The organism is Lentzea sp. NPDC004789 (assembly GCF_053601075.1).
Map to the genome: position 1 here is coordinate 779,642 of NZ_JBSGBE010000001.1, position 22,641 is coordinate 802,282.

Consider the following 22,641-nt stretch of genomic DNA (forward strand, 5'->3'; position numbering starts at 1 on the left):
GGGCGAACGTCAGATCCTGGCGGCGGCCCTGCCCACCGCCTCTACCAGCCACCCGGCGTCCGCGGCCGACATGACGGCCGGAGGCGTGAAGCTCACCGTCCGGCCGCGGAAGTCGGCGAGCACCCGCGCCCGCAGCAGTTCGCCGGTGAAGACGTCGGCCGCACGCTTGTCCGGCAGTTCGACGCCGAGCAGCAGACCGCGTCCGGACGCGTGGGCCTTGCCGGCGACGACGGCGCGCAGTCCGTACAGCAGCTCGTCGCCCAGCAGCTTGGCCCGTTCGACCAGGCCGTCCGTCGCGGTGACGCGCAGGCAGGCGTTGACTGCGGCCGACGCGAGCGGCGACACGGCTTCCGGGCCGCGCCACAACGGCACCTCGACGGCCGCGGACGCCACGACGGCGGCGATCGGGAGCACGCCGCCGGAGAGGCCCTCGCCGACCAGCAGGATGTCCGGGGTGACGCCGTCGAGGTCGCAGCCCCACCACACGCCGAGACGGCCGAGGCCGGTGCGGGTCTCGTCGACGATCATGAGCGCGTCCTGCTCGTGGCACACCTCGGCGATCGCGCGCAGGTAGCCGTCGGGAGGCAAGGACACCCCTCGCACCGGTTCCACCAGCACGCACGCAGGTGGTCCGGAGGCCAGGGTCGCGCGTAACGAGTCGATGCCGCCGTACGGGACCTCGCCCGTGGTCAACACTCGCGGACGGCCATTGGCTTGAGCCAGGGCAACGGCGAACTGGGCGGCTTCGGAGGCCGACGGGAAGACGTGCAGGTGGTCGAGGCCGTTGGGGGTGACCAGGTCGAGCATGAGGCGGTCCAGCAGCGACGGCCGGCGCACCTGGCCGACCACCGCCTGCACCACCGCCGGGTGGGCGTGGCCGAGCAGAGGGACTCCGTAACCACCGCAGTCCAGGTACTCGACGCGGTGGGGATCCACCACTCGGGCGCCACGGGCGGCACATCCGGTCAGCTGTTGGGTAGCCATTGCGGGGAACCTTTCCTGGGCAGCGCGGCCCGCGGCCGCTCGACGGATGACGAGCGGACCTCGGTTCCCACTACTCATTCGGATTCCGCGCCACGTTGGTTCGCCTCCGGCATAGGCTTTCTTTCGTGCGGACCGAAATCACCGACCTGGACCAGCTGCGCGCCGAGCCCGACCTGCGCAAAGCCGTCATCATCGGCCTGGATCTGACGCGCGAGGACGTGCGCGTGCCCCTGGACGGCGCGCTGCTGCTCGGCTGCGCCCTCAGCGAGACCATGCAGCGCAGGGCGGAGGCCGCAGGAGCGCTGATCTTCCCGGTGATCCCCGACGTGCCGTACGACGTGTACCGCTCGTGCCTGTACACGCCTGCCGAGCTGTTCGCCGGTTTCGACCCGGCGAATCCCAAGTCGTACGCGGACACCCCGGACGCGGTGATCTACCGGCACAGCAAGCGGCAGGGTCACCACCCGGACCCGCTGCACGCGCTGGCCGAGCGCCTGCACGACCACTCGATCACCGAGGCCCTCGACGAGACGCTGACGGGCTCACCGGTCGCGGTCATGGGCGGGCACGCGCTGGCCCGCGGCTCCGACGGCTACCGCAACGCGGTCTCGCTGGGCGCGGCGCTGGGCAAGACCGGCTTCACGGTGCTGACCGGCGGCGGACCGGGCGCGATGGAGGCCGTGCCGCTGGGCGTCCGGCTCGGGGAGGTCGATTCGGCAGTTCTCGACGCCCTCGCGCAGGCACCGTCGTTCGGCCACGACGAGGAGTCGATCGGCCGGTGGCTCGCGGCGTTCCCGGAGGTCCCGAGCTTCGCCGAGCCGCGCACGATCGGCATCCCGACCTGGTTCTACGGCCACGAGCCGCCCAACCCGGCCTGCGAGCTGCACGCCAAGTACTTCGCGAACTCGGTCCGCGAGGAGGGCCTGCTGACCGTCGCGACCGGCGGCATCGTCTACACGCCGGGCAAGGCCGGCACGGTCCAGGAGGTCTTCCAGGACTTCACGCAGAACTACTACGGCAGCGTCGGCCCGGCCGCGCCCATGGTGTTCCTGGGCAAGGACTTCTGGACCGACGAGGTGCCGGCCGCGCCGCTCGTGCAGAAGCTGGCGGCGGGCCGGGAGGCCGAGCAGTGGATCCTCGTGACCGACGACATCGACGAGGCGGTCGAGCTACTGGTCAAGTACACGGGCTAGGTCCGGGAGGACCTCCGCGCCCGGCAGCTTCATCAGCACGTCGCCCGGGATGAGGATCTTGCTGCCGCGGATGCCGCTGCCCACGACCAGTTCGGGAGCGGCGGCCACCTCCGGCGACACCAGGATCGGCCAGTCCGCGGGCACGCCGATGGGCGTGATGCCGCCGTACTCCATGCCCGTCAACGCCACGGCCTCGTCCATCGGCGCGAACGACGCCTTGCGCGCGTCGAGCCGCTTGCGGATGACACCGTTCACGTCCGCGCGCATGGTCGCCAACACCATGCAGGCCGCATAACGGATCTCGCCGCCGCGCTTGCCCGCGACGACCACGCAGTTCGCGGAGGCTTCGAGCGGCGAGCCGTAGTGCGCGCAGAACTCGGCGGTGTCGGCCAGCGACGCGTCGATCTCGGCGACGGCGACGCGGTCCGCGCCGTCCAGGGTCTTCAGCGCGGCCTCGACGGGCGCGGGCACCAGGTCGAGGCGCGACAGCACAGGTACGGGTTCCAACGATCCAGCGATGGTCCACACCCACCCCATCCTGCCAGCGCACCCCCTCTGCCTTTTGGCACGCGGGGACCTCCCGTGCGCCAGGAGAGTACGAAAGCTCCCCGCGTACTGCGAAAAGTCGCGTTGACTTTGACGCTGCGTCAACCTTTAGCGTGGTGGTCAGCGCGAGAGGGGAACCGAAATGGCCTGGTCGATCGCCCAGGTGGCCCGGATGTCGAAGGTGACGTCCAGGACGCTGCGGCACTACGACTCGATCGGTCTGCTGTCACCGGCCTGGATCGGTGACAACGGCTACCGCTACTACGAGAAGGAGCAGGTGCACCGCCTGCAGCAGATCCTGCTGCTGCGCGACCTGGGCCTGGGCCTCGACGTGGTGGCGGAGATGTTGAACGGCACGGACCAGCTGACGATCCTGCGCAACCACCACCGGTGGCTGCAGGACGAACGCGAACGGCTGGACCGGCTCACCAACACCGTCGCGCGCACCATCGCCGAGTTGGAAGGAGGGGACGAAGTGAAGATGGAAGAGCTGTTCGACGGCTTCGACGCCGCCAAGCAGAAGGAGTACGAGGCGCAGCTGGTCGACCGCTTCGGCGAGGGCGTCAAGGAGCACCTCGCCGACAGCAAGAAGCGCTGGCAGGGCGCCACGAAGGCCGATGCCGACAGGTTCCTGCAGGAGTGGCAGGACGTCGTCACGCGCGCCACGGAGCTGTTCACCGCGAACACGCCGGTGGACGCGCCCGAGGCGGTTGAGCTGATCGAGCGCCACTACGCGTGGGTGCGCCTCAGCTGGACGCCCAACCGGGAGTCCTACGCGGGCTTGGCCGACCTCTACCTGGAGGGCGAGTTCAAGCCGCAGTTGGACGCCCACGCCGAGGGCACCGCTCAGTGGATGCACGACGCGATGACGCACTACGCGCAGACGCGTCTCTAAGAGCTGATCAGGGGCTGCAGACCCTGATCAGTCCAGACCGAAGGCCTTGAGCGCCTCGCGGTTGAACGCGGGCAGGTCATCCGGGTTGCGCGAGGTGACGAGAGTCCACCCGTTCATGTCGCACACCCGGACCTCCTCGTCGGCCCAGTCACCGCCCGCGTTGCGGATGTCGGTCTGCAGGCTGGGGAACGAGGTCAGCATCTTGCCGCGCACCACGTCGGCCTCGACCAGCAACCACGGCCCGTGGCAGATCGACGCGATCGGCTTCCCCGCCGCCACCAGGTCCTTGACCAGCTGGACGGCGTCGGCGTCCATGCGCAGGAAGTCCGCGTTGGCCACACCACCGGGGATCACGGCACCGTCGAAGTCGTCCGCGGTCGCGTCGGCGTAGGTGAGATCGACCGGGAACGCGTCGGCGGGCGTGAGGTGGTTGAAGCCGCGCACCTCACCGAGCTTCGGCGCGAGCAGGCGCGGTACTCCACCGGCCTTCTCGACGTGCGTCCACGGGTCGGTGAGCTCGATCTGCTCGATGCCCTCCGTGTCGACCAGGAATGCGATCTTCTTCTGCTCAGCCATGCAATTCGGTTACCCGGCGAAGAACTCGACCAACCTGTGCCGGATCTCCGTGCGATGGGTGATCATCGGCGAGGGCGAGTCGACCAGCCACAACGAGCCGTTGGGGAACGCGGCGGCGGTGGCCTTCGCCACGTCCTCGGGGTGCAGTGGATCGCCCACGGCCCCGATGACCAGCACCGGGATCGACACGGCGGCCAACACCGAGGCGTCCTCCACCGCGACCTGACCGGGCAGCTGCTCGGCGGCCGCCTGCAACCGTCCCAGCGCCGCCCGGCGCTCGGCCACGTAGGCGGGCGGGCCGACGGTCAGTTCGGAGAGCTGCCGCAGAGTGAACGCCGGCCGCGGCTCGTCCAGCACCGCGGGCAGCAGCAACGCCACGCGGCGAAACCGTGCGGGGGAAAGCGAGAGCAGCCGGACCAGCGCCCCGGCGCCCAACGAGACACCAACGGCCTGATCAGCGGAAACGGTGTCGAGATCGGCGGCGATCCGGCCGTAGTCCCAGTAGCCGGGCGGTGCGTCCGGCGCGTCTCCGTGCGACGGCAGCGTCACGACGACGCGCGTCCCGGGCAGTCCGGAGGCCGGGATGCGCGCCTCACCGGCCGTGGCGCCGAGCCCGTGGGCGACCAGCGTCACCGGCGAGCCGGAACCGTAGGAGGACGTGATCACCAGCGGGGGCCGCGCTGCACCTCGATCAGCTTCGGGCGCACGTCCACCATGTACACGAGCACCGCGACGAGACCGGCCAGCCAGAAGATCGACCCGAAACCGCCGGGCGAGAACAGCAGCATCGCCGCCGCTCCACCACCGGTGATGCCTAGCCAGGCGGGCTTCGTCATTCTCTCGGCCGCGGTGTAGGCGTCGACGCGCTGGGCGAGCGCGTGGAAGAACGCGAACAGCCCGAGGATCGTGAACCCGAGATCGGCGAAGAAGTACACGATCCCGTCGAGGTTCCAGAAGCTGAAGACCGGCACGTAGAACACCACGGGCCCAGACTACGTGCACGAACCCGAAGAGGGGAGCCGCCCCGGCGGGCTCGCTCCCCCACGAGGTGCCAGCGACTCGACCACCGGTACGCGAACGGGGAGCACACCGGCCGGTGTGCTCCCCGTGTCGAGTGACTTCTCAGCGACTCACTTGGTGGTGTTCGTCGTGGTCGTCGTCTTCTTCGCCGCGGTGGTGGTGCGGGCGGTCGTCGCCGGCTTGCGCGGCGCGGTGCGGTTCGCGGCCTTGCGGGTGGTGCTGCGGACCTCGTGCGCGGCCTCGCCACCGACCTCGACGACCTCCTCGGCCAGCTTCTCGGCGGCCTCTTCGACCTCGTTGGCGACCTTCTCGCCGACCGAACGGGTGCGGCGGGTCACCTTGCCGAGCACGTCGTCGGCGAGCTCGCGGGCGTCGGCGGCGGCGGACTCGGCGCGCTTCTGGGCGGCCTCGACGGCCTGCTCGACCTGCTCCACGGCCTGCTTGACCTGCGGCTGGGCCTTGATCTGCTCCAGCGTCTGCTCGCCCTGCTCGGCGAGGTAGGTGTACAGGTTCACCGCGGAGGCGGTGTAGGCGTCGACCAGCTTCTTGAGCTCGGCCGGCTGCAGCTTCTCGCGCAGGTCCTTGAGCTCGGCCGGGATGTCGGAAGCCTGGGTGCGGGCCTCCTCGGCACGCTCCTTGGCCTTGTTCAGGGCCTCGACCACGGCCTTGGCGGCGAGGTCACCGGCGCCGAGGGCGGCGAGAAGGGCCTGACGCGCGGCGTGCGCGCCCTGCTCGGCGGCCTTGCGGACGTCGTCCTGGGTGAGCTTCGGCATGGAGATCACTCCTCCTTGTTCTTGGCGGCGTTCTCCCGCCTGAAAGATTCGTAGACGTCGAGCAGCACCTGCTTCTGCCGCTCGGTCAGATCGGTCGCGGCGACGATGGCGTCCGCCAACGCACCGCCTTCGCGCTGCTGGAGGATCCCGGCCTCGACGTAGAGCACCTCGGCCGAGATGCGCAGGCCCTTGGCGATCTGCTGAAGGATCTCCGCGGACGGCTTGCGCAGTCCTCGCTCGATCTGGCTGAGGTATGGGTTGGAGACACCCGCTTGCTTCGCCAACTCCCGCAAGGAGATCTTGGCGCTGTTGCGCTGTTCGCGGATGTACTCACCGATGTTGCGGCCGAGGTCCGCGACTGCTTTGTCGATGGACTTGTCCACTGTTCCCGCTCCCGTTCCTCGTGCCACCAACTACGTTAGCGACGAGTGCTAACTCTTGCAAGCACCCTGCTAGCAATCGCTGCGTGTGCTCCGCCACAGGGATACCGTTGTGGGTGACATGGACGACGCCGGGGCCCTGCGCGCCGAGCTGGCGGACCACCTGCTCGGCGACGGTGTGCTGCACGATTCCAAGTGGCTCAAGGCTTTCCGGGACGTGCCGCGGCACGGGTTCCTGCCGCGCTTCTACCGCCAGCTGCAGGGCGGTGACTGGGAACAGGTCACCGACGAGCACCCCGACTGGCTGAAACTCGTCTACTCCGACCGTGTCTGGGTTACCCAGTTCGACGGCGACGACACGGTGATCGGTGGCACACCGACCTGTTCGTCGAGCATGCCCACGATCATGGCGATCATGCTGGAGGCCCTGGACGTCCACAACGGACAGACGGTGCTGGAGGTGGGCACCGGCACGGGTTACAACGCGGCGCTGCTGTGCCACGCCGTGGGCGCGGACAACACGACCACGATCGACGTCGACCCGAACATCTCCCGGCGAGCGCGGGAACGCCTGCACCGCAACGGCTTCTTCCCGACGTGCGTCACGGGTGACGGCGCGCTCGGCCATGCGGAGCGCGCGCCGTACGACCGCTTGCTGGCCACCTGCTCCGTCGCGACCATCCCACCCGCCTGGCTGGCGCAGGTGCGGCCCGGCGGCCTGATCGTCACGACGTTGCACCGCCCCATCGGCGCCGGGCTCGTCCGGATCGTGTCGAACGGCGACGGCACCGGCGAAGGTCAGGTGCTCGTGGAGGACGGGCGCTTCATGCCGTTGCGCGCGCACGCCAACCCACCCGCGCTCGCCGGCTCCGGCTCGTTCGACCGCCGCGCCACCACGTTGCCGTTGAACACCGTCGTCGACCCGGCGAGCCCGTTCGAGTTCTTCGCCGGCATCGCGCTGCCGGGTGTCGTGGCCGGCCACAACTGGCTGGCGCATCCGGACGGTTCGTGGGTGCACCACCACGGCTCGCACGTCGACCAGGGTGGTCCCCGGCACCTGTGGGATCTCGCCGAACAGGCCGTAGTGGAGTGGCACGAGCTGGGCAAACCCCGCAGGCAGCAGTTCGGGATCGCGGTGGCGCCGGACGGCCAGTTCCTGACGCTGGGCGACCTGATGTGGCGGCTGTGATCAAGAATCAACGTCACGACACGGGTCAGAAGAATCGACCCCGGGCGGATGCGGTGCGTCATGATGCGACGCATGTCCCGATTCCGCCAGCAGGCACTGCTGGCCGGTTGCGTGCTGACCGCGTTGCTCGCCGCGGCCGGTCTGTTCGTGACCGACCACGGCATCGACCCGCACGTGTGGCTGATCGTCCTCGCGCTGGCGTTCCTGGGCTTCCTCGCTCTGCTCGACCCGTGGGTCCGCCGCAGGCACAACGCCGAGCTGAGCACCGACGAGCACCTCGACGCCGCGTGCCGGGCGCTCGCGATCGGCCTGCAGGCGCAGTGGAACGAGGAGGTGCGCTCGCGCGGCCTCACCGACCCGGACGTGCTCGACCTGCACTGGACCGCGCCCGAGCTGGACGTGAGCGACGAGCCGGACGCGCCGCCCGGACGCAGCGACGCGGTCGTGGGCGCGTTCGAACGGCAGATCAACCGCAGGATGGTCCTGCTCGGCGAGGCCGGCACCGGCAAGACGACCGTCGCGATGCTGCTGACGTGCGGACTGCTGGACCGCTACGACGGCGGCATGGTCCCGGTCCTGTTGCCGTTGTCGACGTGGAACCCGGCGGTCGAGGACATCCGCACGTGGCTCACGCGCAGGCTGTACGAGGACCACCCGGCGTTGCGCAACACCGAGTTGTACGGCAGCTATGCGGGTGATCTGCTGGTCGAGCAGCACAAGGTGCTGCCCGTCCTGGACGGCCTGGACGACATCCCCGGCCACCAACGCGCCGATGCCCTCGCACGGATCGCGAAGGCGTTCCCGGCGAGCCGGCCGATGGTGCTCACCTGCCGCACGGCCGAGTACGAGCAGGCGGTGCACCTCGCGGGCCCGTTGCCCGGCGCGGACGTCGTCGAGATGGCGCCGCTGGACCTGGAGGAGGTCGCCGCCTACCTGCGGGCCAGCGCGGACAGCGTGGGCGCGGCCAGGTGGGAGCCGGTGTTCATCCAGCTGCGCGAGGAACCGGACGGCAGGCTCGCCGACGCGCTGTCCACGCCGCTCACGATGTGGCTGGCCAGCATGGTCTACGCCGACGGCGAGGCCGAGCCGACCGAACTGCTCGACCGCGGCCGGTTCCCGGACGCGCGGGCGATCTCCGACCACCTCTGCGACCAGCTGGTCTCACGGGCGTTCGGCAACCGGGCGTTCGCGCACCACGCCAGGGCCTCGCAGGTCTGGCCGCGCGACCGGGCCCGGCGCTGGCTCGCGTTCCTGGCCCACGAGATGCGCGACCGGGACATCCGCGAGCTGGCCTGGTGGGAGCTGCGCCGGTCGGTCGGCAACACGTGGCTCGCGGTGCTCGGCGCGCTGGTGCTGGGTGCGATCGGCGGGTTCGGCGTGGCCTGGCTGATGGCGTACTCGATCACGCCGTCGCTCGCCCCGATCACCGGACTGGTCGCGGGCATCGGCGTCGGCGCGGCCGCGCTCACCGCGTCGCAGGAGCGCAAAGCCAAGCCGCGGCTGGGGATCTGGCGCAGTCTGCTGCTCGTGCCCGGTGTGCTCGGGCTCGCCGCCGGACTGGTCTTCGGCGCGCTCTACGGACTGGCCGCCGGTCTCGTGGTCGGGCTCGGGCTCGCCGTGGCGGTCGCGCTGCGGTTCGCGTTGTCGAGCTCCGCGGAGCTCTCGCAAGCCTCCAGTCCTCAGTGGACGATGGCGCGCGACCGGATCGCGGTGTGGACCGGGTCCCTCACGCTGGCCGTGGTCTTCGGTTCGGCGGCGGCACTGGTGTTCGGTCCCGGCCAGTCCGGCATGGTCGGGCTCGGCCTCGCGTCCGGGCTGATGCTCGGGTTCGCGCTGGCCGTGCTGCACCTGCGCTGGTGGTGGTTCACCGTCGCGCGGATCTGGCTCGCGCTGCGCGGGAAGCTGCCGTGGGAGTTGATGGTCTTCCTGGAGGACGCGCGCAAGCTGGGCGTGCTCTGCCGGGCGGGGGCCTGCTACCAGTTCCGGCACGGGCTGGTGCAGGACCGCCTGGCAGAGCACCAGGTGACTACTCGGTCCGCAACCCAAGTGCTCCGGTCGCCCTTCTCAGCGAAGGCAACGTCAGAGCAGTGACCGCGAGCACCAGCGCCATCGAGGCGGCGGTGACGAGCCCGATGCCCTGCCAGTCGAACGCGGCCTCGGCACCGGACACCTTGATCGACAGGATGCCCAGCCCGATGCCGGTCGCCACGGACACCGCGGTGGACAGCACGAGCGGCACGCCGTTCTGCCACAGCAGCGACCGGGCGAGCGTGCCGCGCGGCACCCCGCTCGCCGCCAGCACAGCGAGCGGCCGGCGGCGTTCCCTGACCTGTTCCAGCGCCATGACCAGCATGGACGCTCCGGCCAGCAGCAACGTCAGCGTCGCGCCCGCGTAGAGGGCCTGGCGGACCAGGCCGAAGACCCTCTCGACCTGCGGCAGCTGGCCCTCGCCCTGGTAGAGCGTCCAGACCCGCCACGAGTAGGCGGCGATGGCGTTGCGGGCGTGCTCGGCCGCGTCCGGCACCGCCGGGTCCAGCACCGCCTGGTACTCGTGCTGGCCGAACGTTTCGAGGTCGAGACCGGCCGCCGCGGCCGGGGTGAGGTAGAGGCCGTCCTGCGAGCCCGGCACCTGGTCGAGCACCGCCGGCACGGTCCACTGCTTCCGTCCCTCGTCCGACGCGTTCGGCGAGCCGAACCGCAGCACCGCACCGGGTTCCGGCGCCTGGCCGCCGCCGCCGACGTCCCGCACGACGTAGGCCTTGCCGTCCACGCAGCCGGGCGCGCTCACCAGGGAGTTCAGGGCCGCGCACGTGCCGACCGAGACCTGCACGTAGCTGCGTGGCGTCAGCGTGGCGGTCGCGGTGATCAGATCGTGCACCGACCGCACGCCCTTGCCCTTCGCCAGCGCCTCCGCCATCCCCGCGGCGTCGGAGGGCTCGCTGACCGAGACGGACAGCACGGACCTGTCGAGCTTCCGGCTCTCCTTGGCCACGACCTCGTGCTCGACCCCGGCGAGGATCATCTGCAGCGTCACGGTGCCGGCGAGCGCCACCGCCACGCCACCGACGACCCGCGCGGCCGTGCCGCTGTCGAGCTGAAGCCTGCGCACTGCGAGCTGCAACGCGGGCGAGCCGCCCCTGAGCCGGAACACGACCCGTTCCACCAGCCACGGCAGCAGCACCGGGATGCCGAACATCAGGAACACCACGCCGAGCACGACGGGCCACTGGTTCGGCCGTTCCGTGTCGCTGGTCTTGCCGAACTGGCTCACCAGCAGCGCGATCCCGGCCACGGCGGGCACCAGGCGCCACCACAACCTGCGCCGCACCGGCTTCTGCTGCCGCACGACGCCCAACGGTTCGATGACCGTCCTGCGCATCGCGAAGAGCGACGTGGCAACGGCCAGCACCGGCACGACGGCCACCACGGCCAGGCTCAGCCCGAGCGACGGCGTGAGGTCGCTGGGGAACACCGAGAGCTGCGCGAGGCTGATCCCGCTGACGAACGGCCGGATCGCGAAGAACAGGCCGAACCCGGCCACGAGCCCGACCAGCGCGCCGATCAGCGCCTCGCCCGCCGCGATCATCCGCACCCGGCTCGCACTTGCGCCCACCAGCCGCAACGCGGCCAGCCTGCGGTCGCGCTGAGCCGCCGCGAGCCGCGCGGAGACACCGACGAACACCAGCACCGGGAACAGCAGCACGATCCCCCCGACCAGGGTGAGCAGCCACAGGATCGGGGCGAGGCCACCGTTGCCGTAGCCGGCACCCCACCTGCTCACCCGGATGCCCTCGCTCGGCGGGATCTTGTCGTCTCCCGCGTAGAAGTGCAGGTCGAGGGGGCTGATGAGGCCGGGTTCACCGATCGTGCCGATCACCTTCTGCGGGAACCGGGGCCGCAGCAGTTCACCTTCCGGGCTCGCGAGCAGCTCGGCGAGCTTCGGTGACAGCACGATCTCGCCGTCGCCCGGCAGCCGGTCCAGGCCGGGCGGGACGGCCGCGCCGGCGCCGAGCACGCGGACGTAGTAGCCGGTGATGAAGTCGTTGCGGAACGGCTTCGAGCCGTTCTCGGCGACCAACGGCGCCGATGCCGACCGTTCGTGCGTGTTCGGCTGACGGGCGTCCTCACGCAGGTCGCGCGCACCGATCGCGGCCGGGATGGACGCGGCGAGGATCAGCACGGCGACCGACATGCCGATGCCGAGACCTTGGAGTGCGAGCCTCACCCAGGACTTCCGGCTGCCCCCGACGGCCAGCCGGACGCCCAGGGCGAGGTCGCTGAACACCCGGTTCACCGGGCGAACTCCACGTCACGCGAACGACCGTCGCGCACCACGACCTCGCGGTCGGAGTAGGCGGCGACACGGGGTTCGTGCGTGACGAGCACGACCGCGGCGCCCGTTTCGCGAGCGGCGGTCGTGAGCAGGTGCATGACGCGTTCGCCGTTGAGCGAGTCGAGCGCGCCGGTCGGTTCGTCCGCGAAGATCACCTTCGGTCCGGTGACCAGGGCACGGGCGACCGCGACGCGCTGGCCCTGCCCGCCGGAGGTCTCGCCGGGCCGCTGGTCGGCGACGTCGTCGACCTCCAGCCGGGCCAGCCAGTCGTGCGAAGCGCGTTCGGCGTCCTTGCGCTTCATGCCGCTCAACCGCAGCGGCAGGGCGACGTTCTCCAGGCAGGTCAGCTCCGGCACGAGCTGGCCGAACTGGAAGACGAACCCGAACTCGGTGCGCCGCAGTTCGCTGCGGGCGCCGTCGCTCATGGCCGTCAGATCCTGGTCGCGGTAGTGCACCGTGCCCTTGTCCGGCGGCAGGATCCCCGCGAGGCAGTGCAGCAGCGTCGACTTGCCGGACCCCGACGGCCCCATCACCGCGACGACCTCGCCCTCGCGGATCGTGATGCCCGCGCCGTCGAGCGCGTGGGTCTTGCCGAACGACTTGTAGAGGCCCTCTGCCGTGAGCAGGCTCATCGCGTGACCTCCGCGGCCAGCTGGTCGACCCGCGCGGCGGTCAGTTCGAGCCACCGCAGGTCGGCTTCGAGGTGGAACAGGGCGAAGTCGCAGATGAGCTGGTCGGCGAGGTCGCCGTCGGCCTTGCGCCTGGTCAGCTCGCGCATCGTGGTGAGGTGCGCCGCGCGTTGGGTGTCGAGCACGTCCACGGCGCTGCGGCCCGACAGCAGGGCCAGCACCACCTTCGCGTAGAGCGTGTTCTGCAGGTACGGCTCGGGCTTCTCCGGAGTGCTGAGCCAGCGTTCCACATCAGTCACCCCGGCGTCCGTGATCGCGTACCGCTTGCGCTCGGGACCGTCGCCCGCCTCGACCCCCGCCTCGGTGACCAGACCGTTCTTCAGCAGCCTCGACAACGTCGAGTACACCTGCCCGTAGTGCAACGGTCGTTCCTGCCCGAAGCGCTCGTCGTAAGCGCGTTTGAGGTCGTATCCGTGTCTTGGACCGCCTTCAAGCAGGCCCAACAGTGCGTGTCCGATCGACATGAGAGGCACTATACACACGATGTATACACCCGGTGTATTCATCGGATGCCCTGACGGGCAACCGCCGTGGCGCCTACAGTGGTGGGGTGACTGGTCTGACTGTCGGCTGGGATCACGACGTCGAGCTGCTGCTCGACTTCCTGAACACTCGACACGTACTGGACAGTGAAGCCTCCTGGCGCGCGTGGGTGACCGAGCGCGGCCTCGGGCGGAGCGGGGAAATCGCACAGGCGCGCGCCGCGCGAGCGGCACTGCGGTCGTCGATCGAGGGGTCGTCAGGCCCCCAGACCGCGGCGGGGGTCGTTCACGTCGAACTGACCGACGGCGTGCCGGTGTTGTCCAGCTCGGATGCTTTGGGTGCCGTGCTCGCGGCGTCCGCCCGCCTCGCGGTGCTGGGGTCCTGGGAGCGCTTCAAGATCTGTCCCGCTGACGACTGCCTGCGTGCGTTCTTCGACCGCTCGCGCAACCGCTCGCGCACCTGGTGCTCGATGCAGGTGTGCGGCAACCGCGAGAAGGCGCGCACGTTCCGAAAACGAACGCGGGCCCAGAACACTTCCCAGAAACTGCCTCAGAACAGCGCGTTGGCCACGGTGTAGATCACCAGGCCGGCGAGCGCGCCGACCACGGTGCCGTTGATCCGGATGAACTGCAGGTCCCTGCCGACCTGCAGCTCGATCTTGCGCGAGGTCTCCTCCGCGTCCCAGCGCTCGACCGTGTCCGTGATCAGCGTGGTGATCTCCGCGCGGTAGTTGCTCACGACGTACCCGGCGGCCTGCTCCAGCCAGCCGTCGACCTTGGCGCGCAGTTCGGGGTCCTCGGTGAGGTTCGTGCCGAGCGTGATCAACCCCCGGGTGACGCGCCTGCGCAGCTCGCTGGACGGGTCCTCGGCGGCGTCGATGAGCATCTTCTTCGCCGTGCCCCACGCACTGCTGATGAGCTTCTGCACGTCCGGGTGGCCGATCACCTGCTGCTTGACCTGCTCGGCCCGCTGCATGGTGGCCGGGTCGTCCTGCATGTCCGTGGAGAACTCCAGCAGGAACTGGTCCACGGCGAGCCGCATCGGGTGGTTGACGTCGGTCTTGACCGCCCACGCGAAGTTGACCAGCTCGGTGTAGACCTTGTCGCCGAGCATCGCGTCGACGAACTTCGGCGACCACGTGGGCGCGCGGTCCGTGACGATCAGGCTGACCTTGTCGTAGTTGTCCCGCACCCACTCGTAGGCACGGTCGCACATGAGGTCGACGAGCTTGTGGTGCGCGCCGTCGGTCAGCACCTGGTTGAGCAGCTTGCCCAGCGGCGGACCCCAGGGCTTCTCCGTCACCCGCTTGACGATCGCGTGCTCCAGGACGGCCTGGACCTCCTCGTCCCTGAGCACGGTGATCGCGCCCTTGATGACGTTCGCGAGCTCGTTGGTGATGCGTTCGGCGTTCTCCGGCTGCCTGACCCACGCGCCGGCGCGTTCCGCGATGCCCGCCCGCCGCAGCTTGTCCTGGACCACCTCGGGGCTCAGGAAGTTGACGCCGACGAAGTCGCCGAGCGTCTTGCCGAACATGTTCTTGCGGGTGGGGATGATCGCGGTGTGCGGGATGGGGAGGCCGAGCGGGCGCCGGAACAGGGCGGTGACGGCGAACCAGTCCGCGAGCGCGCCGACCATGCCGGCCTCGGCGGCGGCCCGCACGTAGCCGACCCACGCGCCCTCGAACGCGTGCGTGCCGAAGAAGATGACCGTCGCGGCTATCAGGAAGCTGGACGCGACGAGCTTCATTCGGCGCAGGTCTGTGCGCTTCTGCTGGTCAGCGGCGGTCAGTTGCTCCACACAGCCATTGTCCGTGAAGATCCTGCCTTGTGCGGGTACCAGCGCTAGTCCCCCGGTTGCAGCCGTTCACGTCGACCATCTTCGCGGAGATGACGGCGCTGGCCGTGCAGCACGACGCCGTCAACCTCGGTCAGGGCTTCCCCGACACCGACGGACCCGAGTCGATGTTGGAAGCGGCCCGTTCGGCGATCTCCGCCGGCGTGAACCAGTACCCGCCGGGTCCCGGCATGCCGGTGCTGCGCGCCGCCGTCGCCGCACACCGCTCGCGCTATGGGCTCTCGTACGACCCGGACTCCGAGGTCCTGGTGACCGTCGGCGCCACCGAGGCGATCGCGGCCTCGCTGCTGGCGCTGGTCGAGCCGGGTGACGAAGTGATCCTGATCGAGCCCTACTACGACTCCTACGCCGCTTCCGTGGCCATGGCCGGGGCGACGCGGGTGACGGTCGGTCTGCGCGAGGACGAGTCCGGGCGGCTGGCGCTGGACGTGGACGCGCTGCGGGCCGCGGTGACGCCGCGGACCCGTGCGGTGCTGGTCAACTCGCCGCACAACCCGACCGGGACCGTGTTCCGCTTGGAGGAGCTCCAAGCCATCGCGGCGCTGTGCGTCGAGCACGACCTGTTGGCGATCACCGACGAGGTGTACGAGCACCTGGTGTTCGACGGGCTCACGCACATTCCGCTGGCCTCGCTGCCGGGGATGGCGGCACGCACGTTGTCGATCTCGGGTGCGGGCAAGACGTTCAACTGCACCGGCTGGAAGATCGGCTGGGCGTGCGGGCCCGCCGAGCTGGTGTCGGCCGTGCGCGCGGCCAAGCAGTTCATGACCTTCGTGGGCGGGGCGCCGTTCCAGCCCGCCGTCGCGCACGCGCTGACCGCCGAGCTGGACTGGGTCACCTCGTTGCGCGACTCGTTGGCCTCGAAGCGCGCGCGTCTGGCCGAGGGGCTGCGCGCGGCCGGGTTCGAGGTGCGGTCGTCGGAGGGCACGTACTTCATCTGCGCCGACGTCCGGCCTCTCGGGTACACCGACGGCCTGGCGTTGTGCCGCGAGCTGCCGGCCAAGATCGGGGTCGCGGCGGTGCCGGTCCAGGTGTTCACGGACCACCCCGCCGACTGGCAGCACCTGATCCGCTTCGCGTTCTGCAAGCAGGACGCGGTGATCGACGAGGCCGTGGAGCGGCTCCACAAGCTGTAGTTGTCCACAGGTGTGGATGAGATTCTCCACACCTGTGGACAACCCACTTTCGGGTGAGGCGTGGAGCCTCGGCGCGCGGGTTCGACTCCAAATGGCATGGACTCGAACACTGAGGTTCTGCTCGCCGCCCGCGCCGGGCTGTCCGGCTGGGACGCCCTGGTCGAACGCTACTCCCGGCTGGTCTGGTCGGTGCCCAGATCGTTCCGCCTGAGCCACGCCGACGCGGCCGACGTCTACCAGTGCACCTGGCTCTGCCTGGCCGAACACCTGACACGCATCCGCCAACCGGAAGCACTAGGCGGGTGGCTGGTCCGTACCGCCACACGTCAGTCGATCGCCGTGCTGCGCACCCGCGGCCGGGAGGTCTCGCTCGACCGGTGGGAGCCGGTCTCGGTGGTTCCCCAGCCCGACGAGGTCGTCGTGACCAACGACCGGCAGCGGCGCCTGTGGACCGCGCTCATGACCTTGAACGAGCGGTGCCAGCGGCTGCTGTGGATCGCTGCCCACAGCCCGGAGCTGAGTTGTGCACAGGTTGCCGACGCCCTGGGGATGAACGTGTCGAGCGTGGGCCGGACCCGCGGCCGGTGCCTGGCGGCCCTGCGCCGGAAGCTGGAGGACCTGCGATGAGGGACTCGTTGCTCGACGAGATCGCCGATCTGTTCCGCGCGGACGTGCCGCCGCCCGTTCTCGCGCCGCGCCCGACCGGCCTGGAGCCGATGGAGGCCGTCGAAGAGCCCGTCCGGGGCCCGTCCCGGCAGCTCGTGTTCCACGCCGGGGCCGGCCGGATGTACCTGCAGCTCGACGGCACGCGCCTCATCGGTTTGCTGGACGACAAGGGCGTGTCCGTCGAGGTCCGCTCTCCCGACTCCAGCCTGGCACTCCGCCCCGACGCCGAGGGCTGGTTCCGTGCCGACGTCACGCCCGGCCCGTTGTGCGTGACCGTGCCCGAGCTCGGGCTGACGACGGGGTGGTTCGTCGCATGAGCGCCAGCGCCGATCCACGGGCCACGATCGCGGCGACCGAGGTCCGCGGCACGAAAGCCCAGCGTGCCGATGCCCTGCACGACCTGAGCGTCGCCCATGCGGAACTGGGGCACCTCGACGCCGCCGCGCGGTTCGCCCGGCGCGGCCTGCGCCTCACCGGTGAGGCGCGGTTCCACCTCACGCTGGCGTGGGTCGACCTGGACCGGGGACGCCGCGGGCAGAGCCTTCGGCACCTCGACCTCGCCACCCCGCAGCTGCGCGGACGGGAGCTGGCGCGAGCGCGGTGCCTGCGCGGGCTGCACCTCTGCACCGAACCGCGGTTGGCGATCGCCGAACTGACCGCGGTCATCAGGGACCTGCGCCGCTACGGCGACGACCGCTGGCTCGCCAACGCGCTGGTCGGGCGCGGGATCGCCCGGTGCAACGCCACGAAGCTGGCCGCGGCCGAGGCGGACTTCGCTGCCGCGCAGGCGTTGCTGCAGGCCATCGGTGAACCGGTGCGAGCCGCGATGTGCCTGCACAACAGGGGCTTCGTCGCGATGCTCGCCGGTGATCTGCCGCTCGCCCTGCGGCGGTACGAGGACGCGGCGAAGGCGGGTCTCGACTCGACGAGCCGGCCGGAGGCCCTCGTCGACAGGGCCGAGGCGTTGCTCGCGGCCGGGCTCACCGCGGAGGCGCGGCGGGTTCTGCTGCCCGCCCTGGAGTTGCTGCGCCGGTGCAAGCGGCACGTACCGGAGCTGGCCGTGCTGAGCGCGCGTTGTGCCCTCCGCGACGGAGATCCGGTGCCCGCGCTGAAGCACGGCGGCACGGACGTCGAGTTCATGCTCGCCGCCGGGAAGCTCGACGCCGTTGCGGCACATCGGTTCCGCGGGCCGGCGCAGACGCGGGCGCTCGGGTGGCTCGCGCAGGCGCGGCGGTCGGATCGGCGGGGTGCGCTCGCGGCCTGCCGGGCCGGGCTGAGGGTGCTCGACGAGCACCACGGCGACTGGCCGCGCCGCGAGCTCACCGGGCACGCGCTCGGGCTCGCCCGCACGGCACGTGAGGTGCTGCACTGGTCCGAACGGCATCGGTGGTCGTTCCCGTTGCCTCCAGGCGAACCCGGGCTCGCGGAGGCGCTCGCGAAGCTGCGGCAGGCGCAGGCCTTCGGGCTGCCGGTGGAGGCGCTGGAACGGGACGTCCGCAGGCTGACACTGGCCACCGCACGACGTGCGCGGCATCGACCGGCCGAACCACCCGAGCTTCCGCTGGTCAGCTTCGTGTTCCACAAAGGACAGATGCGGGCGGTCACCGTGCGGAACGGCCGCGCCCGGCTGCACCACGTCACCGATCCGGCCGGGCTGGTGCAGGAGGCCAGACTGGCTCTCAAGGCCGGGCGAGCGGCGCCCGAGCTGCTTCCCGACGTCGACGAGCTGGTGGTGATCCCCGACGGCGTCCTGCACGGAATGCCGTGGGCCGCGCTCGGCCACCGCGTCCACGTGATCCCCTCGTTGCGCCATTGGCGGGAGACGAGTCGCGGTGGCCGACGGGTCTGGGTCGCCGGACCGCGGTTGCGGCACGAGGAAGTGACCGCGCTGCAACGAGAACACGGCGGAACCGTACTTCAGTCCACAGTGGAGTCGACCCTGCGCGGCCTGGAGGGCGCGGGCATCGCGCACATCGCGGCCCACGGTCACGTTCACCCCGAGAACCCGTTGTTCTCGCACCTCGAACTCGACGACGGTCCGCTGTACGGCTACGACATCGCCAGGATCGCGGACCCGCCGGAGATCGTCGTCCTGTCGGCGTGCGAGTCCGGGCTGGCCCGCGCGTTCCTCGACGCCGGCAGCCGGGCGGTCATCGCCAGCGTGCTGCCGGTGCCGGACGCGCAGGTCAGCGAGGCCATGGCCGAGGTGCACCGCCTCATCGACCACCCGGCCGAAGCCGCACGGGCCGTCGCGCACCTGGGGTTCAGCTGCTACGGCACCGGCACCAGGGTCGCGGCGTGCAGGGCCGCCGCGAACGACGTGCCGGTGCACAACGCCTGGCCGGAACCCACCGTCGCCGGGACGTCCACCCCGTCGACGACGACGTCCACCCACGGGCCGTGACTCGAGAACGGAGCCGAAGCACCCACGGCGATCACGGAGGGCAGGGCAGCGGGCCACCACGGGCGGGCGGAGGCGCCGTTGCCCGCGGCGGCCACCACGTTGCGGCCGCAGGAGGCCAGGACCGGCGGGCATTCGTCGTTGAACGAGTAGGTGCCGGACGCGACCAGGACGACGGGGAGCGAGCGGGTGGCCCGCAGGGCGGCGGCCAGCGTCAGGTCGTCGCCGAAGCCCGCGGCGGTGAGCACCGGGAACGGGCGGACGGAGGCGCCGTGGTGGCGCAGCACGCCGGCGACCAGCAGGCCGTGCGGGGCGTCGAGCGAGGTGTCCAGCAGGGCGACGGTGCCCTCGCCGAGGAGTTCCGGCAGGCGTCCGCCGACGACCGGGCGGGAGGTGCCGATCATGATCGGGCAGGCCAGGTGCACGTGGTTCGGGGTCGCGCCGACCTCTCCGGCGATGTCCACGACGCGGGCCCGGTCGGGTGCTTTCGTGTACATGCGGATGGCGCCCGCGGCGATCTCTTCGTGCGAGTAGACACCTCGCAAGCGCTTGCGCACAGTGGGTGCGTCAGGCGGAAGCACGACGAGTTCCCCCGAACGGACCAAACACTCGTTTGGCCCCGCCGGGTCGTGCACGAGTACCGGGCCGAGCGCACGCGAGGCGTGATCGACCAGCTCAGAGAGGCTGTTGACCTGCTTTGGCGCGTCCACATCGGACACCATCCCCCGGCACGACACGGTCCACAGGGGAGCGAGGCGCAATGTCACTCGATCCGATGACGACACACACGGTGGTCATGCCTGATCCGGGCAACCCGGACAGCCGCACGACGACGCCCTTCCGAGTGTTTTGCGCCGAGTTGGTTCGCAAACCCACTCACCAGTGCTAGACATAGCTCAACGTCGACCTCCGACGGCGCTGTGCGTTGGCGGTGACCTGAACGGTGGACGGGTGGTGATCCTGTGGCTGGTGGTGGAGCTCGCGCACTGCTGCTGCGGGCCGCTGCGCTCGGCGGGTTCACCGCCGCCGTCTGGCTGCTGAGCGGCACCGACGCGTCCGCCAGCACGGAGGAACCGCCGGCCGTCGAGATCACCGCCGAGGCGCCCCAGCTGCTGCAGGACCCCGCCGGCTGGGCGAAGGCGCTCACGAACACCGTGCTCGAACGCCACCAGGCGCAGAGGCTCGCGCCGCCGCCCGTGACGACGCAGCCGCAGCCCGCCGACGACCAGCCCGCCGAGGAGAACGACGGGCCAGTCCTCGACTTCACCGGCGGCACGCAGAGCAACACCCGGTCCGGCACGGTGACGAACCAGGCGCCGCCCGAGGTGATGAGGGCGAAGGCGCAGGCCCGTGCCGCCGCCAAGGCCGCGAAGGCCGCCGCCGAGGCCCCGCCGCCTCCGCCGCCCGCCCCGAAGATCGTTCCGGTCAAAAAGGTCGTGCCGCAGCTGCCCGACCTGCCGGTGGTGCACGTCACGAAGACCGAGCCGAAGCCGGCGAGCGACCTCAACTGGACCGCACCCGGCCCCGAGGCGCCGCTGCCCGCACCGCAGCAGGCGCCCGTCGTCGCGACGGCCTCCGCGTCATCCGGCCACACCGACAACTCCGGCGGCACGCGCGGCGTGCTCGCCGTTCTGACGTCGCACAACTCGCTGTTCCCGCCGGCCAGGTGGTCGGTGGAGGAACGCCGCGACGGTCGCTCTCCTGGCAGCCTTCCCGGCCTGCCGAGCACGTCACCCGACTGAGTCAGACGGGACAGCTCTGCCCTCTGCGCGATTTGTGACCCTCTAGTTCCGTCGCGCGCATAACTCCTTCCCGCATTTCCCGTTGTACGCAAGGAACCCAGTCTTCCTGACCTGCCAACCGCGCCCTGGCAGGTCGGGTCTGGTCCGAGTGCCGCGCTGCCCCCGCAGTTCTCGGACCGCACGGGAAAACCTGCGGACGGGGAACGTCAATCCCTGGGACGTTCCCCTCCGCAGGTCGACCCGGTGGCAAGTTCGTCGGCCCGGTCTCCACCGCTGCGGGAGACCGGGCCGACGTGTCTCACGCGACCGGGACCGCGAGGTCCGCATCCGCCGGAAACCCTGTTCCTGCAACGGTTGCAGCCACCACACCCAAACGGCCGATGGCCTCACGCAGCACTTCGGGTGATTGCGTGTACGGCACTCGGAGCATGCTCTCGCATCCGCCGTGCACCGCGAACCGCGGACCCGGCACGAGCCGAAGGCCGTGATTCTGCGCCACGACCGCGATCCGGGTGCTCACCGGACCGTCGAGCGCGCACCACACCCCGAGGCCGCCGCCCGGCACGCGGAAGCTCCACTGTGGACAGTGCTCGCGCAGGGCGGCGACCGTCACGTCCCGTTGCTCGCGAGCCTCCGCACGTCGTTGCCGCAGCACGGTTTCCGGCGTTTCCAGCAACGACGCCAGCACGAGCTGCTCGAACACCGGTGTGCCGAGATCGATCGCCGCCCGCGTCGACAGCAGCCGGTGCACGATGTCCGGTGAGGCCCTGATCCAGCCGATCCGCAGGCCACCCCAGTGCGACTTGCTGGCCGATCCCAGCGTCACCACCGAATCTCCGCCGAACGCCGCCATCGGCAACGGCTGGTCCACCGGGTCGAGCGCCAGCTCCACCAGCGTCTCGTCGACGACCACCGGCGTACGAGCCTTGCGCAGCACGGCGGAAAGCGCTTCCCGTTGCCCGGACGGCATCAGCAGCCCGGTCGGGTTCTGGAAGTCCGGGATGAGATAGGCCAACCGGGGTCCTGCCTGCCGCAGCGCGGCCTCGAACCCGTCCACATCCCACCCGTCGCCCAGCATCGGCACCGGCACGGGGATGCCGAACGAAGCGCGCACCGCCTCCAACGCGTTGGGGTAGCTCGGTTGCTCCACCAGGACGCGGTCTCCCGGCCCGACGAACAGCCGCAGCACCAACGCCCACGCGTGCTGAGCACCCGACGTCACCACGATCTGGTCGGGAGAGGTCGGCAGTCCACGTGCGACATACCGGTCCGCGATCCGTTGCCTCAGCACGAGAAGCCCCCGTTCGTCGTACCCGTGCGACGCGAGGTGCTCCGGCATTTGGCCCATCGCCACGTCCATCGCGACCCGCAACGACGGCAACGCGGGCGGCGCGGCCCGGGAGAGATCGATCAGCGTGTCGTCGAAGCCCGTGATCCCGCCCCCGCCGCCGACCGGTCCGTTGATCCACGAGCCGGCACCGCGGCGTGACTCCACGACCCCCTCGGCCCGCAGCTGGTCGAGCGCGGCGGTGATCGTCGTCCGGCTCACCGGCAACGCGCCGGTGAGCTCGCGCTCGGACGGCAGCCGGGTGCCGACGGGCAACCGGCCGTCGGCGACCAGCAGCTTCAGCGCCGCGGCGAGATCGGCCGAGCCCTGCCGGGCACCGCCGCGGCGCCACGACCCGAGCAGCCGCGCGAGCCGCGCACCCGATACACGTCCACCTGGTGGGAGCATGAGGCCAATTATCGCGAATTGGCTATGGATTACCAGGCCAATCGCA

General features: G+C 70.7%; 22 protein-coding genes and 1 pseudogene. 10 read left to right on the forward strand and 13 right to left on the reverse strand.

Annotation, left to right across the window (positions count from 1 at the left end):
• Nucleotides 1-9: 9 nt before the first annotated feature.
• Entirely contained in the window at nt 10-984 is a 975-nt protein-coding gene (locus tag ACWEIJ_RS03900) for an aminotransferase class III-fold pyridoxal phosphate-dependent enzyme (protein WP_449835644.1), read from the reverse strand.
• Between the two features lie 125 nt (nt 985-1,109).
• Between ACWEIJ_RS03900 and ACWEIJ_RS03905 the strand changes: the two genes are divergently transcribed.
• Nucleotides 1,110-2,177, forward strand: coding sequence for an LOG family protein (locus tag ACWEIJ_RS03905; protein WP_449835645.1), 1,068 nt, complete (start codon nt 1,110-1,112; stop codon nt 2,175-2,177).
• Here ACWEIJ_RS03905 and ACWEIJ_RS03910 read toward each other — a convergent pair.
• On the reverse strand, nt 2,154-2,714 hold the full coding sequence (locus tag ACWEIJ_RS03910) for a YbaK/EbsC family protein (RefSeq protein WP_449835646.1): 561 nt from the start codon (nt 2,712-2,714) through the stop codon (nt 2,154-2,156). The genes ACWEIJ_RS03905 and ACWEIJ_RS03910 overlap by 24 nt on opposite strands.
• Before the next feature lie 151 nt (nt 2,715-2,865).
• Here ACWEIJ_RS03910 and ACWEIJ_RS03915 point away from each other — a divergent pair, with 151 nt between their 5' ends.
• On the forward strand, nt 2,866-3,618 hold the full coding sequence (locus tag ACWEIJ_RS03915) for a MerR family transcriptional regulator (protein WP_449835647.1): 753 nt from the start codon (nt 2,866-2,868) through the stop codon (nt 3,616-3,618).
• A gap of 27 nt (nt 3,619-3,645) precedes the next feature.
• On the opposite strand, the gene ACWEIJ_RS03920 is transcribed toward ACWEIJ_RS03915, so the two are convergent.
• The 5 genes from ACWEIJ_RS03920 to ACWEIJ_RS03940 form a co-directional block, all read right to left on the reverse strand.
• Nucleotides 3,646-4,194, reverse strand: a complete 549-nt coding sequence (locus ACWEIJ_RS03920) for a type 1 glutamine amidotransferase domain-containing protein (RefSeq protein ID WP_449835648.1) — start codon at nt 4,192-4,194, stop codon at nt 3,646-3,648.
• A gap of 9 nt (nt 4,195-4,203) precedes the next feature.
• A complete protein-coding gene (locus tag ACWEIJ_RS03925) occupies nt 4,204-4,860 on the reverse strand; it encodes an alpha/beta fold hydrolase (protein WP_449835649.1) in 657 nt (218 codons plus the stop codon).
• On the reverse strand, nt 4,857-5,132 hold the full coding sequence (locus ACWEIJ_RS03930) for a DUF2516 family protein (protein ID WP_449835744.1): 276 nt from the start codon (nt 5,130-5,132) through the stop codon (nt 4,857-4,859). Before ACWEIJ_RS03930 ends, ACWEIJ_RS03925 begins: the two co-directional genes overlap by 4 nt.
• A gap of 192 nt (nt 5,133-5,324) precedes the next feature.
• Entirely contained in the window at nt 5,325-5,987 is a 663-nt protein-coding gene (locus ACWEIJ_RS03935) for a hypothetical protein (protein ID WP_449835650.1), read from the reverse strand.
• 5 nt (nt 5,988-5,992) lie between these two features.
• Entirely contained in the window at nt 5,993-6,370 is a 378-nt protein-coding gene (locus ACWEIJ_RS03940; RefSeq protein ID WP_112275143.1) for a helix-turn-helix domain-containing protein, read from the reverse strand.
• Nucleotides 6,371-6,488: 118 nt separating this feature from the next.
• Between ACWEIJ_RS03940 and ACWEIJ_RS03945 the strand changes: the two genes are divergently transcribed.
• Together ACWEIJ_RS03945 and ACWEIJ_RS03950 are read left to right on the forward strand one after the other, a co-directional pair.
• Complete coding sequence (locus ACWEIJ_RS03945; protein WP_449835651.1) at nt 6,489-7,556, forward strand: methyltransferase domain-containing protein; 1,068 nt, start codon at nt 6,489-6,491, stop codon at nt 7,554-7,556.
• Between the two features lie 72 nt (nt 7,557-7,628).
• Nucleotides 7,629-9,647, forward strand: a complete 2,019-nt coding sequence (locus ACWEIJ_RS03950) for an NACHT domain-containing protein (protein ID WP_449835652.1) — start codon at nt 7,629-7,631, stop codon at nt 9,645-9,647.
• Here the strand turns inward: ACWEIJ_RS03950 and ACWEIJ_RS03955 are convergent.
• From ACWEIJ_RS03955 to ACWEIJ_RS03965, 3 genes are read right to left on the reverse strand one after another with little or no spacing between them, the layout of a single operon-like run.
• Entirely contained in the window at nt 9,583-11,850 is a 2,268-nt protein-coding gene (locus ACWEIJ_RS03955; protein WP_449835653.1) for an FtsX-like permease family protein, read from the reverse strand. The genes ACWEIJ_RS03950 and ACWEIJ_RS03955 overlap by 65 nt on opposite strands.
• Entirely contained in the window at nt 11,847-12,521 is a 675-nt protein-coding gene (locus ACWEIJ_RS03960; protein ID WP_449835654.1) for an ABC transporter ATP-binding protein, read from the reverse strand. The genes ACWEIJ_RS03955 and ACWEIJ_RS03960 overlap by 4 nt, the downstream gene beginning before the upstream one ends.
• Nucleotides 12,518-13,042 carry a PadR family transcriptional regulator gene (locus tag ACWEIJ_RS03965; RefSeq protein ID WP_449835655.1) on the reverse strand — a complete coding sequence of 175 codons (525 nt, stop codon included), beginning with the start codon at nt 13,040-13,042 and terminating at the stop codon, nt 12,518-12,520. Before ACWEIJ_RS03965 ends, ACWEIJ_RS03960 begins: the two co-directional genes overlap by 4 nt.
• A gap of 86 nt (nt 13,043-13,128) precedes the next feature.
• Between ACWEIJ_RS03965 and ACWEIJ_RS03970 the strand changes: the two genes are divergently transcribed.
• Entirely contained in the window at nt 13,129-13,638 is a 510-nt protein-coding gene (locus tag ACWEIJ_RS03970) for a CGNR zinc finger domain-containing protein (RefSeq protein ID WP_449835745.1), read from the forward strand.
• Here the strand turns inward: ACWEIJ_RS03970 and ACWEIJ_RS03975 are convergent.
• Nucleotides 13,611-14,858, reverse strand: a complete 1,248-nt coding sequence (locus ACWEIJ_RS03975) for a DUF445 domain-containing protein (protein ID WP_449835656.1) — start codon at nt 14,856-14,858, stop codon at nt 13,611-13,613. The genes ACWEIJ_RS03970 and ACWEIJ_RS03975 overlap by 28 nt on opposite strands.
• A gap of 29 nt (nt 14,859-14,887) precedes the next feature.
• Here ACWEIJ_RS03975 and ACWEIJ_RS03980 point away from each other — a divergent pair, with 29 nt between their 5' ends.
• The 4 genes and pseudogenes from ACWEIJ_RS03980 to ACWEIJ_RS03995 form a co-directional block, all read left to right on the forward strand.
• Nucleotides 14,888-16,051, forward strand: a complete 1,164-nt coding sequence (locus ACWEIJ_RS03980) for a pyridoxal phosphate-dependent aminotransferase (protein ID WP_449835657.1) — start codon at nt 14,888-14,890, stop codon at nt 16,049-16,051.
• A 96-nt stretch (nt 16,052-16,147) separates the two neighbouring features.
• Complete coding sequence (locus ACWEIJ_RS03985; RefSeq protein WP_449835658.1) at nt 16,148-16,678, forward strand: RNA polymerase sigma factor; 531 nt, start codon at nt 16,148-16,150, stop codon at nt 16,676-16,678.
• A complete protein-coding gene (locus tag ACWEIJ_RS03990; protein WP_449835659.1) occupies nt 16,675-17,034 on the forward strand; it encodes a hypothetical protein in 360 nt (119 codons plus the stop codon). Before ACWEIJ_RS03985 ends, ACWEIJ_RS03990 begins: the two co-directional genes overlap by 4 nt.
• Nucleotides 17,035-18,308: 1,274 nt before the next feature.
• Nucleotides 18,309-18,962, forward strand: a pseudogene (locus ACWEIJ_RS03995) (CHAT domain-containing protein); the annotation flags it as partial.
• A gap of 26 nt (nt 18,963-18,988) precedes the next feature.
• On the opposite strand, the gene ACWEIJ_RS04000 reads toward ACWEIJ_RS03995, so the two are convergent.
• On the reverse strand, nt 18,989-19,675 hold the full coding sequence (locus ACWEIJ_RS04000) for a S8 family serine peptidase (RefSeq protein WP_449835660.1): 687 nt from the start codon (nt 19,673-19,675) through the stop codon (nt 18,989-18,991).
• A gap of 405 nt (nt 19,676-20,080) precedes the next feature.
• Between ACWEIJ_RS04000 and ACWEIJ_RS04005 the strand changes: the two genes are divergently transcribed.
• Nucleotides 20,081-20,860: a hypothetical protein gene (locus tag ACWEIJ_RS04005; RefSeq protein ID WP_449835661.1), complete on the forward strand. Its 780-nt coding sequence runs from the start codon at nt 20,081-20,083 to the stop codon at nt 20,858-20,860.
• Nucleotides 20,861-21,158: 298 nt separating this feature from the next.
• Here ACWEIJ_RS04005 and yczR read toward each other — a convergent pair whose 3' ends face one another.
• Nucleotides 21,159-22,595: a MocR-like transcription factor YczR gene (yczR, locus tag ACWEIJ_RS04010; RefSeq protein ID WP_449835662.1), complete on the reverse strand. Its 1,437-nt coding sequence runs from the start codon at nt 22,593-22,595 to the stop codon at nt 21,159-21,161.
• Nucleotides 22,596-22,641 lie beyond the last annotated feature (46 nt).

What these genes read in the sequence shown, in the direction of transcription:
- ACWEIJ_RS03910 (WP_449835646.1), bottom strand. Translation starts at nt 2,714, where the DNA reads ATGGGGTGGGTGTGGACCATCGCTGGATCGTTGGAACCCGTACCTGTG.
- yczR (WP_449835662.1), bottom strand. Translation starts at nt 22,595, where the DNA reads ATGCTCCCACCAGGTGGACGTGTATCGGGTGCGCGGCTCGCGCGGCTG.
- ACWEIJ_RS03985 (WP_449835658.1), top strand. Translation starts at nt 16,148, where the DNA reads ATGGACTCGAACACTGAGGTTCTGCTCGCCGCCCGCGCCGGGCTGTCC.
- ACWEIJ_RS03915 (WP_449835647.1), top strand. Translation starts at nt 2,866, where the DNA reads ATGGCCTGGTCGATCGCCCAGGTGGCCCGGATGTCGAAGGTGACGTCC.
- ACWEIJ_RS03920 (WP_449835648.1), bottom strand. Translation starts at nt 4,194, where the DNA reads ATGGCTGAGCAGAAGAAGATCGCATTCCTGGTCGACACGGAGGGCATC.
- ACWEIJ_RS03965 (WP_449835655.1), bottom strand. Translation starts at nt 13,042, where the DNA reads ATGTCGATCGGACACGCACTGTTGGGCCTGCTTGAAGGCGGTCCAAGA.
- ACWEIJ_RS03960 (WP_449835654.1), bottom strand. Translation starts at nt 12,521, where the DNA reads ATGAGCCTGCTCACGGCAGAGGGCCTCTACAAGTCGTTCGGCAAGACC.
- ACWEIJ_RS03935 (WP_449835650.1), bottom strand. Translation starts at nt 5,987, where the DNA reads ATGCCGAAGCTCACCCAGGACGACGTCCGCAAGGCCGCCGAGCAGGGC.
- ACWEIJ_RS03950 (WP_449835652.1), top strand. Translation starts at nt 7,629, where the DNA reads ATGTCCCGATTCCGCCAGCAGGCACTGCTGGCCGGTTGCGTGCTGACC.
- ACWEIJ_RS03945 (WP_449835651.1), top strand. Translation starts at nt 6,489, where the DNA reads ATGGACGACGCCGGGGCCCTGCGCGCCGAGCTGGCGGACCACCTGCTC.
- ACWEIJ_RS03900 (WP_449835644.1), bottom strand. Translation starts at nt 984, where the DNA reads ATGGCTACCCAACAGCTGACCGGATGTGCCGCCCGTGGCGCCCGAGTG.
- ACWEIJ_RS03990 (WP_449835659.1), top strand. Translation starts at nt 16,675, where the DNA reads ATGAGGGACTCGTTGCTCGACGAGATCGCCGATCTGTTCCGCGCGGAC.